This window comes from Paenochrobactrum gallinarii, assembly GCF_014205685.1.
Classification (GTDB): Bacteria; Pseudomonadota; Alphaproteobacteria; order Rhizobiales; family Rhizobiaceae; genus Paenochrobactrum; species Paenochrobactrum gallinarii.
The window spans coordinates 184,194-202,657 of sequence record NZ_JACIIU010000002.1 but is presented as its reverse complement, the minus strand read 5'-3'; the positions used below and the strand labels follow the sequence as shown (position 1 = coordinate 202,657).

Annotated in this window: 17 protein-coding genes; 6 read left to right on the top strand and 11 right to left on the bottom strand. The window is 47.9% G+C overall.

Translation table 11 applies throughout. The features are described from left to right. Nucleotides 1-91: 91 nt before the first annotated feature. Genes FHS77_RS03655 through lptF form a run of 3 tightly spaced genes read right to left on the bottom strand, consistent with a single transcriptional unit; the run spans nucleotide 92 to nucleotide 4,768 of the window. Entirely contained in the window at nucleotides 92-2,482 is a 2,391-nt protein-coding gene (locus FHS77_RS03655; protein ID WP_184220157.1) for an LPS-assembly protein LptD, read from the bottom strand. After that, nucleotides 2,475-3,563, bottom strand: a complete 1,089-nt coding sequence (gene lptG / locus FHS77_RS03650) for an LPS export ABC transporter permease LptG (protein WP_184220154.1) — start codon at nucleotides 3,561-3,563, stop codon at nucleotides 2,475-2,477. Before lptG ends, FHS77_RS03655 begins: the two co-directional genes overlap by 8 nt. Beyond that, entirely contained in the window at nucleotides 3,560-4,768 is a 1,209-nt protein-coding gene (gene lptF, locus FHS77_RS03645) for an LPS export ABC transporter permease LptF (protein WP_184220151.1), read from the bottom strand. Before lptF ends, lptG begins: the two co-directional genes overlap by 4 nt. A gap of 259 nt (nucleotides 4,769-5,027) precedes the next feature. Here lptF and FHS77_RS03640 point away from each other — a divergent pair, with 259 nt between their 5' ends. From FHS77_RS03640 to FHS77_RS03625, 4 genes are all read left to right on the top strand, one after another. Further along, complete coding sequence (locus FHS77_RS03640; protein WP_184220148.1) at nucleotides 5,028-6,524, top strand: leucyl aminopeptidase; 1,497 nt, start codon at nucleotides 5,028-5,030, stop codon at nucleotides 6,522-6,524. Nucleotides 6,525-6,762: 238 nt separating this feature from the next. Further along, entirely contained in the window at nucleotides 6,763-7,299 is a 537-nt protein-coding gene (locus FHS77_RS03635) for a hypothetical protein (RefSeq protein ID WP_184220145.1), read from the top strand. A 224-nt stretch (nucleotides 7,300-7,523) separates the two neighbouring features. Continuing rightward, nucleotides 7,524-7,973 carry a DNA polymerase III subunit chi gene (locus FHS77_RS03630; RefSeq protein WP_184220142.1) on the top strand — a complete coding sequence of 150 codons (450 nt, stop codon included), beginning with the start codon at nucleotides 7,524-7,526 and terminating at the stop codon, nucleotides 7,971-7,973. Then, complete coding sequence (locus FHS77_RS03625) at nucleotides 7,970-8,536, top strand: hypothetical protein (RefSeq protein ID WP_184220139.1); 567 nt, start codon at nucleotides 7,970-7,972, stop codon at nucleotides 8,534-8,536. The genes FHS77_RS03630 and FHS77_RS03625 overlap by 4 nt, the downstream gene beginning before the upstream one ends. 61 nt (nucleotides 8,537-8,597) lie before the next feature. Here FHS77_RS03625 and FHS77_RS03620 read toward each other — a convergent pair whose 3' ends face one another. Beyond that, complete coding sequence (locus FHS77_RS03620) at nucleotides 8,598-10,493, bottom strand: ABC-F family ATP-binding cassette domain-containing protein (RefSeq protein WP_184220136.1); 1,896 nt, start codon at nucleotides 10,491-10,493, stop codon at nucleotides 8,598-8,600. A 202-nt stretch (nucleotides 10,494-10,695) separates the two neighbouring features. Between FHS77_RS03620 and ndk the strand changes: the two genes are divergently transcribed. After that, nucleotides 10,696-11,118, top strand: coding sequence for a nucleoside-diphosphate kinase (gene ndk, locus FHS77_RS03615; RefSeq protein WP_184220133.1), 423 nt, complete (start codon nucleotides 10,696-10,698; stop codon nucleotides 11,116-11,118). A gap of 333 nt (nucleotides 11,119-11,451) precedes the next feature. On the opposite strand, the gene FHS77_RS03610 is transcribed toward ndk, so the two are convergent. From FHS77_RS03610 to FHS77_RS03585, 6 genes are all read right to left on the bottom strand, one after another. Continuing rightward, complete coding sequence (locus FHS77_RS03610) at nucleotides 11,452-12,255, bottom strand: META domain-containing protein (protein WP_184220593.1); 804 nt, start codon at nucleotides 12,253-12,255, stop codon at nucleotides 11,452-11,454. Between the two features lie 146 nt (nucleotides 12,256-12,401). Then, nucleotides 12,402-12,869 (bottom strand): molybdenum cofactor biosynthesis protein MoaE, encoded by a 468-nt coding sequence (locus tag FHS77_RS03605; RefSeq protein ID WP_184220131.1) that lies wholly within the window; start codon nucleotides 12,867-12,869, stop codon nucleotides 12,402-12,404. A gap of 1 nt (nucleotide 12,870) precedes the next feature. Further along, the gene (moaD, locus tag FHS77_RS03600) at nucleotides 12,871-13,128 is read right to left on the bottom strand and encodes a molybdopterin converting factor subunit 1 (protein ID WP_184220128.1); all 258 of its coding nucleotides are present in this window, start codon (nucleotides 13,126-13,128) and stop codon (nucleotides 12,871-12,873) included. A gap of 4 nt (nucleotides 13,129-13,132) precedes the next feature. Continuing rightward, nucleotides 13,133-13,720 carry a CDP-diacylglycerol--glycerol-3-phosphate 3-phosphatidyltransferase gene (gene pgsA, locus FHS77_RS03595; RefSeq protein WP_184220125.1) on the bottom strand — a complete coding sequence of 196 codons (588 nt, stop codon included), beginning with the start codon at nucleotides 13,718-13,720 and terminating at the stop codon, nucleotides 13,133-13,135. 139 nt (nucleotides 13,721-13,859) lie between these two features. Then, a complete protein-coding gene (gene uvrC, locus FHS77_RS03590) occupies nucleotides 13,860-15,917 on the bottom strand; it encodes an excinuclease ABC subunit UvrC (protein WP_184220122.1) in 2,058 nt (685 codons plus the stop codon). Beyond that, nucleotides 15,914-16,708 carry an SDR family oxidoreductase gene (locus FHS77_RS03585; RefSeq protein WP_184220119.1) on the bottom strand — a complete coding sequence of 265 codons (795 nt, stop codon included), beginning with the start codon at nucleotides 16,706-16,708 and terminating at the stop codon, nucleotides 15,914-15,916. Before FHS77_RS03585 ends, uvrC begins: the two co-directional genes overlap by 4 nt. Before the next feature lie 382 nt (nucleotides 16,709-17,090). Here FHS77_RS03585 and FHS77_RS03580 point away from each other — a divergent pair, with 382 nt between their 5' ends. Further along, nucleotides 17,091-17,738 carry an outer membrane protein gene (locus tag FHS77_RS03580; RefSeq protein WP_184220116.1) on the top strand — a complete coding sequence of 216 codons (648 nt, stop codon included), beginning with the start codon at nucleotides 17,091-17,093 and terminating at the stop codon, nucleotides 17,736-17,738. A 107-nt stretch (nucleotides 17,739-17,845) separates the two neighbouring features. Here the strand turns inward: FHS77_RS03580 and FHS77_RS03575 are convergent, their stop codons facing one another. Next, nucleotides 17,846-18,448 (bottom strand): glutathione S-transferase family protein, encoded by a 603-nt coding sequence (locus FHS77_RS03575; protein ID WP_184220113.1) that lies wholly within the window; start codon nucleotides 18,446-18,448, stop codon nucleotides 17,846-17,848. Between the last annotated feature and the right edge of the window lie 16 nt (nucleotides 18,449-18,464).

The following is an 18,464-nucleotide window of genomic DNA, read 5'->3' as shown; positions in this document are numbered from 1 at the left end:
TTGTTACTTTATAGCCAAACCGATGCGGCAAAACAATGACATCAGGGCAAACTAACGGCCAAAAGATTATACTTACCAGAAGGTTCACTACTTAATATAGTGAACCTTTCGATAAGTTGCTGGTGCTGCCGAAATCACCCAATGTGCGGAAGCTGATCTTAAAGCCAATACTATGATCTGGTTTGGTCACGGTGCTTGGCGGCGCATTGCGTGACTGACTATAGGTCATCGAATAGCTGAAACATTCATCATCATAGGCAAGGCCAGCTGACGCACGAACAAGCGTGTTGGAGACCAGCTCATACGTCGTGCCGCCGAAGACACGCCAGTTTTCATTAACACGTGCTGATGCGGCCAGCGACAATTCCTGACGGATATGATTGTATCCGTAAGTCGGTTGTGGTGCGATATAAGCATAACGAGCGCTTACGCTCAGGCGTGACCAGCTTTTTTGAGCTTCTATTTCACCACGTTGCAGTGAGAAGTCTTTGCGATCAAAACGACCGCGACCAGCCAGACTGAAACCTTCATTGTCCGAGATGCCAAGCATGGCCACATAATCTGATCTGCTATTTTGCAGACCGGATTCTGCTCCAACATTAACAAAATCAGGGCTGGCAAAAGAGTTGCGGCCAGCTAACTGGAAAGATTGACCTGCGAGACCGTAAACACCCCAGCCACTGTTCAGATTGCCGGAATAACGAAGACCAAGATTGGCGCGGGTGCCACCTTCTACGCGGTCGTAGCCAGAGAATTTATCACGCTCAAACAGATTGGTTGCGTCAAAAACAAAGCTTTGCGCATCTTCATTCGGTATTGCGCCGGCATAGGTTTCGTTATTGCGCACAAACAATTGCGCTGTCGGCTCGATAATATGTGTGCTGCTGGTGGATGAGAAAAGGATCGGCCAACGCACCTCCATGCCGGCGGTTGCCATGGCACGGAAAGCCTGCGAGCGGGTTACATCAATAGAGTTACTGTTCACGCCGATCGCATCGCCACGCAAAGCCAGAATTGGTGTGATGACTACGCCATTAGGTGTGATGAAGTTTCGCTTCCACTCGGCTTCTGATGTGAAACGTGCATTGGTGCCGCTCGCACCTGGTACACGATAATTATCCGAGCCGCGTTGGATAAAGCTATTTGTACTTGGAACTAAACTTGCATTATCATATTGGTTTTTACGATAAAGAACCTGAAGATTGCTGGTGATGCTGAATTCACCGCCATAAACGGCATCGGGCGCTATATATAAATGGTCAAGACTTGGAAAAACCCAAGGCTGTTTTGAATCGACTTCATTTTCATGAGAAGATGACTTATCTTCCTGCACATTAAAGCGATAGAAATTTAGGTCAAAATGACTACGCTCACCAATGCCAGTCAGATAAATATTAGACGTCTGTGTTGATGATGAATAGCCTTCGATATCGTAGGTGCGGCTAAAGTTTTTATCGCTTTGCGCCATCACATCCCAGCCATATTTCCAGCGGGAGTTGATTTCAAAGTCACCTTTGGAGGCGATCATGCCACGATTTTTATTGTCCGCATCAATCGTATTGGAATTAAAATCACCAGACTTGAACTGATGAATACCAGCAATACGTAAATTATAGCTGCCGTTTTCAAGGCGATGGCGCCACTCAGCTTCGCTCAAAAAACCTTGCTTGGTGTAGCCAGTTGTTGAAGCAGTTAGATCGTAATTCGGTGCCAGATTCCAGAAATAGGATGCTTTAACACCAAAACCGAGCTTGTCTTTGTAGGCAAATCCCGGAAAGAGAAAACCGCTTTTGCGCTTTACGCTCGGGTCAGCCATTTCAAAGGCTGGTAAGAAAGCGATTGGCATGCCGAATAGTTCAAACTGGCCGCGCTCAAACCGCACAGATTTGCGGGCACCATTCCAGATGATTTTTTGGGCTTTAATCTGCCAAAGGACAGGTTTGTCAGGATTTTTAGTGCAGGCCTGACAGGCAGTGTAAACGCCATTATTGAATGTGGTGATTTCACCGCCGCTGCGTTCTGCGCTTTCAGCGACAAAACGGGTGTCATCTGTGGTCTCAACGCGGAGGCCGTTTACAAAGCCGTCGCGGAAATCATCAGTCACATCCATTTCATCAGTGTAAATTGTATTGCCGTCTTTTTCGACTACCTGCACATTGCCGGATGCAGACATACGGTTTGTCTGGCGGTTATAGGTCACTTTATCAGCAACCAGCCGGTTACCATCATATTCGATTTGGACAGCACCTTGCGCCACGACAGTTTGCATGTCGCGGTCATAAACAAGCTCATCTGCCTGCAAAAGCATACGTGCATCAGGATTGGTTTTGAAGCCTTCGCCCAATGCATCCTGCGCCAAAACAGGGGAGGTAGTCGCAGCCATAGGTACAATGCTTAATAAGCACGCAATAGCAGTCCCGCGAACGAGCTGTGAGAATATATTTGGCAGTATCAAGCGTGCTTTACTCAACTCACTAACCATCCTCCTTATGCAACAAAAAGGAGACCCCGAAAAATGTAGCGATAACAACAGGTACCCATGCTGCCACAAAAGGCGGCACGAATCCGGCATTACCGAACGCCTTTACTAAAACCGTAACCACATAAAGCACGAAGCCAGCCATCACGCCACCCAGAATCATCGTTCCCGACTGACCAAAGCGCACAAATTTGAGGGAAACCGTTGCTGCAATTAAAGTCATTGCCATCAAAAGGGCCGGTAAAGCCAGTAATGACTGGAATTGCATGTCAAAAGCATTGGCTGAATAGCCGAATGAACGGGCCACATTAATTGTGTGGGGAAGTTGGAAAAATGGAATCGTTTCAGGTGAAGCCAGCTTTTCCTGAACAAATTCAGGACGCAGCTGTGTCGGTATCTCGATTGATTTATATTGAACCGGCTCTTCTGCCAGCGCAAAACGTGTAACATCGGTCAGTTGCCAGACCCCAGGTTTAAGGTCTGCCTTGCGGGCATCAAAACGCTCTTTGATACTCTTATCGCTGTTGAACAGAATGAATGTCGCATCGGCTAAGGTCGCCCCTTGATTAAGGATTGATTTGGCACCGATGATCGTTTCACCTTCATCTGTTTTCTGACGTAACCAAGGGTCGCGCAGTGCGGAAACGGCAGTAACCTGACCGGTCTTCCAAGACATTGCGATTTCTTCCGCTTTATTAAAGCCATAGGCTGAAAGCGGGTTAACGATGATAATGGTTGCAAGCCCGAATAAAAATGCACCGAAGCAGGCCGGTAATAAAAACTGCCATGCTGAGACGCCAACAGAGCGTGCAACAACCAGTTCATAGCGTCTGTTGAGAGAGATGAGTGTCGCCATTGCGGAAAAAAGCGCCACAAATGGAATCATCTGCTGCATCAAAAATGGAATGCGCAATGCTGAAACCAAAAAAGCCTGCATGACGGAATAATTAGGCAGACTCGACATGCGATTGGCATTTTCAGTGAAATCCAACAACAGAGCCAGAGCAAAAATACCCAGCAAAAAATAGCAGGTAATACGCACATAGCGCATGAAAAAATAACGGGCGAGGGTCCAGCCAATCATTTTGCACCTCCGTTTTCATATTTGGAAGTGCCATTAATGCGTGAACGTAGATTCTGGATCACAGTCCATAACCGGCTGAATACAGCATTGAGTGGTTTGGCTATTGTGTCAGGTAGGCCAAGTCTGCGACCGCTAATCAGCAAATAGGCGCAAATCAGCATTGCAGAAATGGGAACAATATAGGTGATTTTGATATAGGCTTCTTCTTTGGAAGCGCCTTCGGTGAAATAATATCCGCACCAATAGACCGCAAGTGCTAGGCTAATGGCCGAGAAGGATGCTGAAACGCGCGCTTCACGATGCGAGCGTGAATCTCCGGCAAAAACCAGTGCAATAAAGGCAAAGACTACAGGATAGAGCCATTCTGTTAAACGGCTGTGCAACTCGGCTTTATAGGCGAGAGGACGCGTCTGTACTGTTGGATCATTTGGGTCGGGATTGAGCAAATAAGTCAATGGGCGATCTTTGGCGTAATAGCTGACATCGCCGCCGCCTTCAGTGAACTGGCTGAGATCAAAAGAATAAGAATCAAATTTGATGATCGAAACATTGCCGGTTTTAATATCACGGCGCTGCACTTCGCCTTGTTTCATCAGGATCAGATCCTGCGTGCCATTATTGGCAATCACACCATCTGCCGCATAATAAATCAGATCAATCTGCGGGTCGCGGCTGTCAGCAATAAACAGGCCGCCAATGCCGCCATCAGGCTTGCGCTCAGCGATTTGCACATAAAGATTGTCACTGACTTTACGGAAAGTGCCTTCCTGAATAATCACACTCAACATATCAGAGCCAGCCCCCTCAAGCATGGCACGCATATTCATGCGCGAATATGGATCGATAAAATTTGAGATCACAAAGGAGGACATTGATACAAGTAGCGCTAGCAGCAAAACAGGGCGGACAACGGCTGCACGGGATGCACCGGATGCATTAATAACAACCAGTTCCGAATCCTGATTCATCGTTGAAAGCGTTTGCGTGATTGCAATAATCAGTGCAAAGGGCAGCACGATCGGAATGGCGGCAGGCAACAAAAGCGAACTGAATGTGAGAATCGTCGTAAAAGACTGGCCACTGGTGGTCAAAAAGTCGATGCGTTTTAAAATCTGTACGATCCAGGTAATGCCGACGGTGGAGCCGAGCACTGCAAGAAGCATAATCGCAACACGGCGAAGGATATACCATTCTATCAATCGCATAGTTTGCGTTTACATCCTGATCTTAAAAACAAGGAGATGAGACAGACTCACCCCTCTATATACGGGAATACAGATTGTTACCAATTTAGCTGTAAATCACTTTGGCTAAAATTAGCCGAATAAAACTGGTTAACCAAGTGTTAATTCAGTATTTGACAATTAATGCGTTCAATTAAATGTTTAGGCCTGTTTTTCATCGTCTTGCTGTCATAGATATAGAATACGCTGATGAAAATTTTCATGCTTACCGGAGTTTATAATGTCTAAGCGTCCTTCCATTGAATTTTCCGATTTTACTGCACCAAAGTCTGGTGCGTCTGTTGTGCTGGTAGCAAAAGGCGGGGGCTTTGCTGAAGAGGCGGCATCATTCGCCGGTGGTGCAGAAAAAATCCGTAAACTGATCGAGCTTTCTGGTTTTAACGGTAAACTGGGCACTACTGCCGAAGCGATCAGCACTGAAGAGGGTGGCGTTGAGCGTCTGATTCTCGTTGGTGTCGGCAAGATCGAAAAGCTCGGCAATGATGACTGGCTGCGTATTGGTGGTGCAGCATTCTCGAAAATCGGCAAATCAACTGATGTAGCTGTTGCACTGGCTTTGCCGGAACAAACCATTGCTGATGATGAAGCTGCTGATTTCGCACTCGGCATGCTGCTGCGCTCTTATGAGTTTGATAAATACAAAACTAAAAAAGACGATAAAGACGGTGGCAAGAAGCAAACCGCAGCGACCGTGAAAATCAGTGTTGCATCACCGGATACTGCAAAAGCTGCATATAAAACCGCAGAAGCCGTGGCTGATGGTGTGATTCAGGCGCGTGATCTGGTCAATGAGCCGGCAAATATTCTGGGGCCTGTTGAATTTGCGGATGAAGCCGCAAAGCTTGAAAAACTTGGTGTGAAGATTGAGGTTCTAGGCGAAAAAGAACTGAAAAAACTCGGCATGGGCGCACTTCTCGGTGTGGCGCAAGGCTCTGTTCGTCCGCCACGCGTGGTTGTCATGCAGTGGAACGGCGGCAAAGCTAAAGACAAGCCGGTTGCATTTGTTGGTAAAGGCGTTGTGTTTGATACCGGCGGTATTTCCATCAAGCCTGCGCAGGGTATGGAAGATATGAAGGGCGACATGGGCGGCGCAGCTGCTGTGACCGGCCTGATGCGTGCGCTTGCCGGCCGTAAGGCAAATGTAAATGTTGTTGGTGTTATCGGCTTGGTTGAAAACATGCCTGACGGCAATGCACAACGCCCGGGCGATATCGTCACCACCATGTCAGGCCAGACTATCGAGGTCATCAATACTGATGCGGAAGGCCGCCTCGTATTGGCTGATGCACTGCATTACACCGCAGATCGTTTCAAGCCACGGATTATGATCAATCTGGCGACACTGACCGGTGCGGTTATGGTTGCGCTCGGTGTCTATAATGCTGGTTTGTTCTCCAATGATGATGAACTGGCCGATCAGCTTTATGATGCCGGTCAGGCATCGGGTGAAAAACTCTGGCGCCTGCCGTTGGGCAAAGAATATGACAAGATGATCGACTCAACTTTTGCCGACATGAAAAACTCATGTGGTCGTTTGGGTGGTTCCATCACTGCTGCTCAGTTCCTCAAGCGTTTTGTTGGTGATACACCGTGGGCGCATCTCGATATTGCAGGTACGGCAATGGGCTCACCTGCAACTGAATACAGCCAGGGTTGGGCTTCCGGCTTCGGTGTGCGTGTGCTGGATCGTTTGGTACGTGACCATTACGAAGCATAAGCCTTTCTATTGGTATTAAGTGAATAAACGAAAACGGGTCGGATTTTCCGATCCGTTTTTTTATGCTTTTCCGTTCACAATATTGTGTTTAGCGCGGACTGTTAGTGGCGGCTGTAGTTTCATAAATATGTAACAGTTTATATTTTGAAATTTGCACAAGGTTTAACAGTTGCAGCCACGAAATACATTTACGGCCGTTTACCCATCCCGTAATTTCATCGTAATTACAGGCCTTTTTATGCTTGTAAATGTGATCTTTTTTTATGCGATTTTAGACCCGCAGAATATTGATTTCCAGATGAGTGAAGAAGGACTGCTGGAACAGATGCAAAATGTGTATCTGGCTTTGGCAGCAGTTGCTTTTTTCATTGGCGGATTGAAACATAAAGCCGAAAAACGGATGTTCTATATCGCCATGTCATGGCTGATGGTGCTGTTTTTCTTTCGTGAAATGGTGCTTGAGCCGCATGGACCGATTTCATCCTACATTCATTCGCACCAGTTCCGTTGGCACGAGGCTATTCTGACCGTCATTATTGCCGCTGCCTATGTCTGGATGCGTCCGTCTTACGTCAAGCCAATCGTGCAATATGTTCTGAGCCCGAAATGCTGGCTTTATTTTTTCGCGGCCTTCTTGCTGGTGATGGGTGAAATCTTTGAGCATCAGACCCAGTGGTATTATAATCAGTTTTTTGAAGAGCTGAGCGAGTGCCTTGGTTATATTATTTTACTGTCTTTGGGTCTGCGCAGCATTTTGACAGCGAAAGCAGAATAGTAACCTGAATCACTTTATCAGATCACTATTGCAACATATTGAAATTATATAGTTTTATTGTAATTTTAAGTTCAAAAGCGGTGCTGGGATTTTCAGCACTGCTTTTTTATTTGGTCAAAAAATCCACACACAAAGGTCACGCTATGGGGAACTGCCTTGCAACTCATCTGCACCCATGGCAAAGCTGTTGCAAGAGATTGTGAACAAACAAGTATCCGGAATTTATGGCAGAAATCCTGTTTTACCACTTAACTGAATCAACGCTTGATGAAGCATTGCCCGGCCTTGTGGAGCGCTCACTCGGGCGTGGTTGGCGTGTCACTATTCAAGGGGTTAATCAGGAGCGGCTCGAAACGATTGACAATCTATTGTGGACTTGCTCCGACGTTTCTTTTCTGGCGCATGGTTTTGAAACTGATGAGCTTGCCGCTGAGCAGCCGATTTTATTGACGCTCAGTGAGGGGAACCAAAACAATTCAACCGTTCGTTTTTTGGTTGAAGGTGCGGAGCTGAATGATGTCTCTGGCTATGAACGTCTGGTGGTGATGTTTGATGGTCACAATCAGGAACAGCTTGAAAAAGCGCGCCAACAGTGGAAAATATTTAAAACAGGCGATAATCAGCTGACCTATTGGCAGCAGAATGCCGATAAACGCTGGGAACGTAAAGCATGATGCGTGCGATTTTTGTAGCTCTGATCATCGGTGGCTTGGGCGTCGGTATTATCTATCCTTGGTATTTGAACCATTTTTCAGGTAGCGAAATCGGCCGCTGGGTTATGCAGGAATCACGCGGAGCAGCGCTGAAAGCACCGGTTGTTCAATTACAGGAAGATGATGCGCCGGTTCGCATTTTCGTAGATATGACGCCGTTGAAAGATTATACATCATCAGTGCATCGTTCTTCATTGCGTTTAGCGGTCAGCCGTGATGGTCATCCGCTTTTATCCGAAGTGTTATCATATCAAAAAATTGCCAGTGATAAATTGCAATCGCGCAGTCAGGACGAAACGATCATGCGCGCTACTGCGGGTGATCTTAATCCTGTGATTACTGGTAACTACATATTTAGCGTCGCACCGGCGGATGTTGATGGTTTGCAGGTCGGCAAGATTGAATTGGTTTTGCGCCGTGCTGCCAAACCGGTTAATGAAAATCTGATTTCTGCCGGTTTGATTGCTGTCGTGCTAGGGGTCTATGGATTAGTGCGTGGCCGGCTTTATCGTCGTAAGATATAAAATCTGGCAATAAAAAACGCAGGTTCTAAAACCTGCGTTCTTTCATTCTATGGATGCTGCTTTACTCAGCCAATGCCTCTTCATATTCAGTTGAAAGTTCAAGCCAGATATCTTCAGCGCTTGCCAGTTTCACGCGACGCTCATTAATCTGCTTGGTCAGTTCAACGGATTTCTGCGGCTCTTTTTCATAAAGTGCGGGATCTTCCAGTTGCTCTGTCAGAGATTGAATCTCTTTCTGCAGTTTTTGCATTAAGCTTTCGGAATCTTTGACTTTTTTCAACAAAGGCTTCAAAGCATCACGCTTTTGAGCTGCCAGTTTACGCTGGTCGGCTTTGCTGATTTTCGGGCCTTCTTCTTGTACCGGTTCAGATGATGGCTGGCCGGAATTTTTAGCATCCGCCAGCACCAGTGAACGATATTCGTCCAAATCACCTTCAAAAGGCTGAACAGTACCATTGCGCACCAACCATAGGCGCTCCATCGTTGCTTCGATCAAATGGCGATCATGCGCAATCAGGATAACGGCGCCCTTAAAGCTGTTAAGTGCGTGCACCAGTTCTTCACGACTATCAATATCCAGGTGGTTGGTCGGCTCGTCGAGGATCAAAAGGTTAGGGCCGTCAAAAGTTGCAAGTCCCATCAGCAGACGGGCTTTTTCACCACCGGAAAGATCTTTGGCCGGTGTCAGCATTTTTTCAGTAGAAAGCCCCATGCGGGCAACACGGGAGCGCACTTTTGCCTCCGGTTCACCGGGCATTAATTTGCGCACATGTTCGATGGCATTATCTTCCGGCACCAGATCATCGAGCTGATGCTGGGCGAAAAAGGCAACTTTCAGGTTGGGTGATACAGTCAGAGAGCCTGTTTCAGCATCAAGCCTGCCGCCGATCAGCTTAGCTAGGGTCGATTTACCATTACCATTGGAGCCAAGCAGCGCAATGCGGTCATCATTATCGATGCGCAAAGTGAGGTTTTGTAAAATCGGCTTGCCTGGCTGATAGCCAACATCGGCCTGTTCCAGTGCGATGATTGGTGAAGCCGCTTTCTTTTCCGCATCAGGGAAGGTGAAAGGCTGCACGTTGGTTTCCACATAAAGCTCGATCGGCTTTAGCTTTTCCAATGCTTTCAAACGTGATTGCGCCTGTCGGGCTTTGGAGGCCTTGGCACGGAAGCGGTCAACAAATGCTTCCATATGTTTGCGGTGGTGCTCTTGTTTGACGTGAGCCTTTTGTTGCAACTCAAGTTTTTCCAAACGCTGACGTTCAAACTGATCATAGTTACCACGCCAGAAAGTGAGCTTCTTCTGGTCGAGATGCATGATCGAGCTGACAGCCGAATTCAGAAGGTCGCGATCGTGACTGATGATGATGACAGTGTGCGGATAACGGCGCACATAATCAATCAGCCACAACACACCTTCCAGATCGAGATAGTTGGTCGGTTCGTCAAGCAGCAACAAATCTGGTTCGGAGAAGAGCACGGCCGCCAGTGCCACGCGCATACGCCAACCACCGGAGAAGGAGGAGGCGGGACGGCGCTGCGCTTCTGCATCAAAGCCAAGGCCTGCCAGAATGGCACCTGCGCGAGCTTCGGCTGAATGCGCGTCAATATCGGCAAGGCGTATATGAATTTCTGCTATGCGTTCCGGATCAGTAGCCGTTTCAGCTTCTGCCAATAATTGGGTGCGTTCCACATCCGCTTTCAGCACGATGTCGATGAGCGGATCTTCAGTGCCCGGAGCTTCCTGCGCTACCTGACCGATGCGGGTTTGCTTCGGCAGCGAGATGCTGCCGGTTTCAACCGCGAGGTCATTGGTAATGGCGCGAAAAAGTGTTGACTTGCCGGTACCGTTACGACCGACAAATCCGGTTTTGGAACCGGCAGGGAGTGTCACACTTGCGTGATCAATCAGCAGGCGCCCTGCAATGCGGATGGATATGTCATTAAGAATAAGCATGATAAAAAGCGCTTTCGCATGGCAGACTAGTGATTAGCAAGTGGTGATTAGTGTTTCGTGGGTTAAATATTCGGCTCTGCCCAAGGTTTATGTGACTTTTAAATGAAACTTCTCATCGGTTGCACGCTCAGCTATTGGCATTTGCGCCGCAGCCGTTTATGAGAACATCACTCATCATTTCTCTTTATACAAGGTTTTTGAAATGGCAATTGAACGTACATTCTCGATGATCAAACCAGACGCAACCAAGCGTAACCTGACCGGTGCTATCACCGCTAAGCTTGAAGAAGCTGGTCTGCGCGTTGTTGCATCCAAGCGCGTTTGGATGAGCCGCCGTGAAGCAGAAGGCTTCTACGCTGTTCACAAAGAACGTCCTTTCTTTGGCGAACTGGTTGATTCAATGACTTCCGGCCCGACCATTGTTCAGGTTCTGGAAGGCGAAGGCGCAATCCTGAAAAACCGTGAAGTTATGGGCGCAACCAACCCGGCTGATGCAGCTGAAGGCACAATCCGCAAAACCTTCGCTCTGTCGATCGGCGAAAACTCAGTTCACGGTTCAGATGCTCCTGAAACAGCAGCAATCGAAATCGCTTACTGGTTCTCCGGTACAGAAATCGTTGGCTAAAGCATGTCTCCCAAAAGTGGGAACCGGTTTTGGGATAAAGACATGCGAATAAAAACAAGCTGTTAAAGCATGTCTCCCAAAAGTGGGAACCGGTTTTGGGATAAAGACATGCGAATAAAAACAAGCTGTTAAAGCATGTCTCCCAAAAGTGGAAACCGTTTTGGGATAAATGCAGGCGTTTAAATAAACTGTTAGAGCCGGTGCAGTGAATATTATTAAGTGTGACAGGCTCTAACGGAATGTGGTCTCAAGCAGTTGAGGCCATTTTAGCTTACGTTAATAACAAAAAGGCCGGATCACTGATCCGGCCTTTTTGTTATATTCAATTAAATTTTAGATGTTTGGAGCAAAGGTGGCAATTTTTTCATCCTGCTCATCAAGCAGCAGAAGTTTACCAAGCTCAATTTTGTAGCTCTTGGTGTTGGTCAAGACGTCGAAAAATTTGCGTTCCTGATTCATCAGGGCAGGCGGGCACATCATGAAAGTGCTTCCCATCTGGCCGAAGCTCAGCTTATTTTCATTGACCTCTGCGGTGCCGAAATAACGGTTGCAGCTACCCGAGCCACTGACACTGCCATCTTCCTGTACTGTCAGCGTGGTTTGCGCATTGTCAATCACGCCACCATTTTGCAGATCTTCCGCGAGCCATTCCTTGCCAAACAGGCCGGTCGCTTCGCCGGATGTTTCACTGCGGCCAACCATTACAACCTGAATGTCATATTTTGACTGGAGCTGCTCTGGATCAAAGCTGTGGCGGCTTTCGTTGACGAACCACAATGTATCACCGGCAGAAATTCTGGCCTGTAGCGCATAGGTGTGGCCAGGCTCTAATTTACTGCTGTCGTAATCAATTGAAAAGGGAATTGGCGGGCCGCTGATCGGGTCGATGGTGACATCGCCAATAATTTTGGCGGGTGCATCTGCCAGTGAAACATCAGCCAATTCGACAATAAGTTTGGCTTCTGGCGGCAGCGCAATACGCTCACGATAAATCACATCGCCTTTAATGGTTTTTTCTGCGGCGATACTGACGGACGGCATGGAGGTGGTAAATACCACAGCTGCCGTGCCCGTTACACCCAAGCCCACAAGTACGGCTACTGTAACAGCAAAGTTTTTCTTCAAACTGCTTTGCATATTATCACTCAAGCTGAAATTTCCCCGCGTTGAATTATGATTCCATTTTATTATAAATGGTTAATCTTCATGTATAAATTATGGCAGATCAAGTTAGGTAGCCATAAAATTAAACATAATCGCATTTTATTTAAAATAGTCTTGCACTACTCTTCGTTCCAGCGCTTTTTTGCCTGATCGTCACTGGCGCGGGATGAGACCCAATGACCCGATGCACCGTTTTTCAAATGTTCTTTTTTCCAGAACGGCGCATTGGTTTTCATGTAATCCATTAGAAAGCTTGCGGCCTCAAATGCGGCATTACGATGACGTGAGGCGGCTATAACCAGAACAATATTTTCGCCGGGCTTTATCATGCCGAAGCGATGGATAATCCGCACCGCATCAAGCGAAAAGCGCTCCTTGGCGGAGAGTGCTATTTTCTCAATTTGTGCTTCTGCCATGCCTGGATAATGCTCAATCTCTAAAGCGTCCAAACGGCCGCTTTCATCACGGCAAAGGCCGGTAAAGGAAACCAAAGCTCCGATATTCTTATTTTGAGCCAATAGGTTAGCTTGTTCGTGTGTGATGTCAAAATCATGATTTTGAACCGAGATATGGACGCAGCCCTCCATATCAACCGCCTGTCATTGGCGGAAAAATCGCGATCTCGTCACCAGTCTGAATGGTGGCATCACTATCAGCATGCTCATGGTTGATGGCAGTGCGCACAACGCCTTCTGCTTCCAGCGCATAGGCGTAATTTTCGCCTAAGTTTTGCAAGTAATTTAGCAAGCCGCCAATCGTTGATACATTGGCGGGCAGGGTAATGGTTTCCGCTTCCCTGCCGATCCGCTCACGCACCCATGCGAAATAAACGAGCCTGACATCCATGAGTTTAGTCCATCATGTGTTTCAGACCAGCTCTGAAATAATCCCAGCCGGTGTAAAGGGTCAGCACAGCCGAAATCCACAAGAGCGTGATGCCGATTTCCGTGGTGTAAGGCAGAATTTTATCACCGGCAGGGCCTGCCAGCAAAAAGGCAAGTGCAATCATCTGCGTTGTGGTTTTCCATTTTGCCAGCTGTGAAACCGGTACGCTGACTTTCAGCTCGGCCAGATATTCACGCAACCCCGAAACCAGAATTTCGCGGCAGAGAATGATGATGGCCGCCCACAGGCTCCAACCGGCAATGGTGCGGGCAGGATCGGCGGCAAGCAACAGCAAACAGGTGGAAACCAGCAATTTGTCGGCAATCGGGTCAAGCATACGACCGATTGTCGAGGTTTGTTTCCATGCACGCGCCAGATAGCCGTCAAAAAAGTCGGTAATACTGGCAATAACGAAGATCGCCAAAGCGCTCCAGCGGGCAAAATCGCTAGAATGCAGGCGTCCCTCTATAAAGAAACACAGTGCCACAAGCGGAACGGCAATGATCCGCCCGTATGTCAGTATGTTAGGAAGGGAAAATGCATTCTTACTCATAGATACCGCCACACCCATTAAAATTACATCCGCAGGGATATGATAGAAATCAACAGCCGCTTCAGTCTTGTCTCATCATTTCATGACATTAGCATGATTTATTAAAGAACCGATAGGGTTCTGCGTTAAATTACCCGCTTCATTCATTTCTGAAGTGGTCATAAATCTGCTTCGCCATCGCTTCGGAGATGCCATCAATCTGCATTAAATCAGACAACGCCGCTCCGCTGACAGCTTTGGCAGTTCCAAAGTGATGAAGCAAGGCACGTTTTCGTGCGGGGCCGATTCCGGCGATTTCATCAAGCGGATTTTTGACAAAAGCATTCTTGCGCTTGGCGCGGTGCGTGCCGATGGCAAAGCGGTGTGCTTCGTCGCGCATCCGCTGAATGAAATAAAGCACCGGATCACGCGGTGGCAGGGTAAAATCCGGCTTGCCTTCAACAAAAAATCTTTCACGCCCTGCATCGCGATCCACACCCTTGGCGATACCAATCGCAATGACCTGATCGGCAATGCCCATTTCGCCAAGAATTTGACGAACAGCACCAACTTGCCCCTGACCACCATCAATGAGGATCAGATCAGGCCATGCCGGAAAACTATCCGTAACACTTTCAAGCAGTTCTTCTTCCGATGAGGTGGTGGCCACATCCTCTTTTGTATCCCGAAGCCCGTGCTCTTTAACCAGGCGGCTAAAGCGGCGCTCAATCACTTCGCGCATCATGCCAAAATCATCGCCCGGTGTGATGTCGGTGGAGCGGATGTTGAATTTGCGATACTGGTTTTTCACAAAGCCTTCAGGGCCTGCCACAATCATGCCGCCCACGGCATTGGTGCCCATAATGTGGGAGTTATCATAAACTTCAATACGCCGCGGCACGCTCGGCAGTTCAAATGTTTCAGCCAATGCTTTCAACAGACGTGCCTGCGATGAAGTTTCAGCCAAACGACGCCCCAGAGCTTCGCGCGCATTGGTGAAGGCATGGTCAACCATGTCTTTTTTCTCACCGCGCTGCGGCACATTGATATAGACCCTGTGACCGGACGTGGCTGACAAGGCTTCTTCAATCAAGGATTGATCTTCCACTTCTTCGGAAAGCAGAATGAGTTTCGGGCAAGGTTTATCAGCATAAAACTGTGAGAGAAAAGCGCCCAGCACTTCCGCTGCTGTCAAAGAGATGTCGGCCTTCGGGAAATAGCTGCGATTGCCCCAGTTTTGTCCGGTGCGGAAGAAAAACACCTGAATACAGGTCATGCCGCCTGCCTGATGAATGGCAAAAACATCTGCTTCTTCGACAGTTTGCGGATTGATGCCCTGATGTGATTGCACATGAGAAAGCGCTGCCAGGCGGTCGCGATAGACAGCGGCATGTTCAAAATCCAGCTCTTGCGATGCTTTTTGCATGGCTTCAGAGAGGTGTTTTTTCACCGCCTGACTTTTGCCTGAGAGGAAGGATTTGGCTTCGCGCACCAGTTCATGATAATTTTCATCGGAAATTTCATGGGTGCATGGGCCGGCACAACGCTTGATTTGATAAAGCAGGCAAGGGCGGCTGCGGTTTTCTAAAAAAGAATCAGTGCAGGTGCGCAGCAAAAAAGCGCGCTGCATCGCATTGATTGTGCGTGTGACAGCCGTAGCCGAAGCAAAGGGGCCAAAATAATTGCCATCTTTAGAGCGTGCGCCACGATGTTTGAAAATGCCGGGTGCGCGATGATTGTTGGAAATCATGATGTAAGGGAATGATTTATCATCCCGCATCAACACATTATAGCGCGGGCGCAATCGCTTGATCAGATTGGCCTCGAGCAGAAGCGCTTCTGTCTCGGTGCGGGTGACAACAAATTCCATTGTCACGGTTTCATGAATCATCCGTGCAATGCGGTTGGTGTGACCGGTCGGGCGGGCATAATTGACCACGCGTTTTTTCAGATTGCGTGCTTTGCCAACATAAAGCACATCGCCGTCTTTATTAAACATGCGATAGACGCCCGGATCATTGGGCAGACGTTTGACAAATTCATTGATAACCTCGCCACCGGTTAAACCGGCAGCGGTTCCGTCATTTTCTTGTAAAGCCGAAGCCCAGACAATCGCATCAATAGCTGTGTTGTTGACAGGATCAGCCACCGTTTCCGGCGAACCGTCATCACGTTCATCCAAATCCTGTGGGGGCAGATCTTGGAAAGGAGTCTTCATTCATTAATGCCTGCAATGTCGGGTGTCTCCCATGCAAGGTGCTGGCCGCCATCTAGGCATAGCATCTGACCTGTCACGGATTTCAAATCCCATAAAGTTCTGATCGCTTGTCCGAATTCGTCTAAATCCGGCGCACGCTGCAACAAGACCTTGGCGACCTGCTCATTAAAATCACGCGGGTCTTGTCGTTCGCTCGGTAAAGTCGGGCCGGGAGAAACAGCATTGACGCGAATGCGCGGAGCCAGACTTTGAGCCAATGTGCGGGTTGCCGTCCATAAAGCGGATTTGGACAATGTGTAAGAGTAAAATTGCGGGTTCAGTTTCAAAACACGCTGGTCAATCATATTGACGATCATGCCTGTTTGGTCTGCTGGTAAAGCTTGCGCCATGCTTTCAGCCAGAAAAACCGGTGCCTTTACATGCACCATAAAGTGGCGATCCCATAAGGCTTCATCAAGGTGGCCAATCTGATCATTTTCAAAAAGCGACGCATTATTAATAAGAATACCAATAGCGCCGAAAGGTTCAGAGGCTTTTTTGATTAAGGTGCGCACATCCGGCATGGATGTGAGGTCGGCTTTTACGATCTCTGCCTGACCGCCGCGCGAGATAATCTCTTGTTTGAGTGATTTAGCGTCCGTAACAGAATCATTACAATGGATGATGACGGGAAAATTATGTGCAGCCATATCTTCAATGATAGCTTTTCCGATGCGGCGCGCGCCTCCGGTCACCAAAACTGGCGGGTTATGACTATCATCACTTTGAAATCTGGATAACACGGTAAACAAACCCTTACATTTGTCAGGCGTTCAAATCAGGCACATTAAACGAATATTTATCTACCACAAAATGCTGGTGTGAAGCTATTGCTTGCAAAATAATGCAATAAATTCAGCCTCTTTGTGAAATCTACCTGCAATATTTGATATAGCTCTGTGCGAGTGGTTTTACAAAAACAGTCATTAATTTCTTTGTTGCTAAAATAACACATCACATTTCAGCCATGCTTTTGTCAGTTTTCTGTCACCAAAGGGGGCACAAGACGCCTTATTTAGAAACGATGTTGCGTTTGTGACAGCGAGCACATGTCGATCGGATCAGACATTCCCAAGAGCTGATGTTTCGATATGGGGTTCGTCAACGAGTTTGAATATTATCAAGGAGAATGCCATGCGCACTCTTAAATCAATTCTTATTGCTTCTGTTATTGCACTCCCAATCGCTGCGCCGGCACTTGCTGCTGATGCTATCATGGAACAGCCTCCTGTTCCTGCACCAGTTGAAGTTGCTCCACAGTATGGTTGGGCTGGCGGTTACACCGGTCTTCACCTTGGTTATGGCTGGAACAAGTTCAAAACTGACAATGCCACTGTTGGCAACATCAAGTCCGACAAGTTCAAAATGGGCGCATTCGCTGGCTGGAACTTCCAGCAGGACAACATCGTATACGGTGTTGAAGGTGATGCAGGCTACTCATGGGCCAAGAAGACCGTAGGCAACATCGAAGCCAAGCAGGGTTTTGACGGCTCCCTGCGTGCACGTCTTGGTGTAGATATGGGCGTTGTCATGCCTTACCTGACCGCTGGTGTTGCCGGTGCGCAGATCAAAGTAAGCAATGCAACAAGCAGCTCAAGCAAGTTCCGCGCTGGTTGGACTGCTGGTGGTGGTCTTGAAGCCAAGCTGACCGAAAACGTTCTGGGTCGTGTAGAATACCGCTACAGCGATTTCGGCAACAAGACTTTCGCACTTGATTCAGGTGACATCAAGTCCAAGCTGCAGACACATGACGTTCGTCTCGGCGTTGCATACAAGTTCTAATTCTTGAAATTCAAGACTTAGTGAAAAGCCGGACAGGAAACTGTCCGGCTTTTTTTATTGCGTTTGAATAAGAAAAGCCCGCTTGAAACAGGCGGGCTTTTAAAATCTTATACGGCGCGAGGCAAAAATTCAGCCAGATCCGGATGCAGATCATTGAAGCGCTTTTGCCAGCGCTTCAATTTTGGATATTTCTTTTCCCAGCGACCTTCAAAACGCAAAGCCAGATAGCTCATGGCTGCGGCAAGTGCGATATGGCCGCCATGAATGCGCTTGCCGATGCGTGGCGGCGTTTCGTCAAGCATGGCGAGTACGCGTTCGGTTTTCTCCCACTGTTTCTCAAGCCAGGGGATATGTACTTTTTCTTCCGGGCGAAAGCGGCGCTCATAGATCTGCGTAATCAGCACATCGCAAAGACCATCTGCCAGTGCTTCGAGCTTTTCAGCATCAAGACGTTTTTCGCTCTGGCGCGGAAACAATTTTGAACCGGTCACGCGGTTGATATATTGGGTGATGCAGCGGCTATCGAATACCGACTGACCATCGACGGTAATTAAAACCGGAATTTTGCCCAATGGATTTGCGGAAATCAGATTTTCTGGCGCAACAGATGTGTTGACCATAACGCTTTCAAATTCCAAACCGGCATGCTTCGCCGCCATGCGCACTTTGGCACTATAGGGCGAGGTGGGGGAATAAAGGATTTGAATCAAGGCTATACCTTTTCTT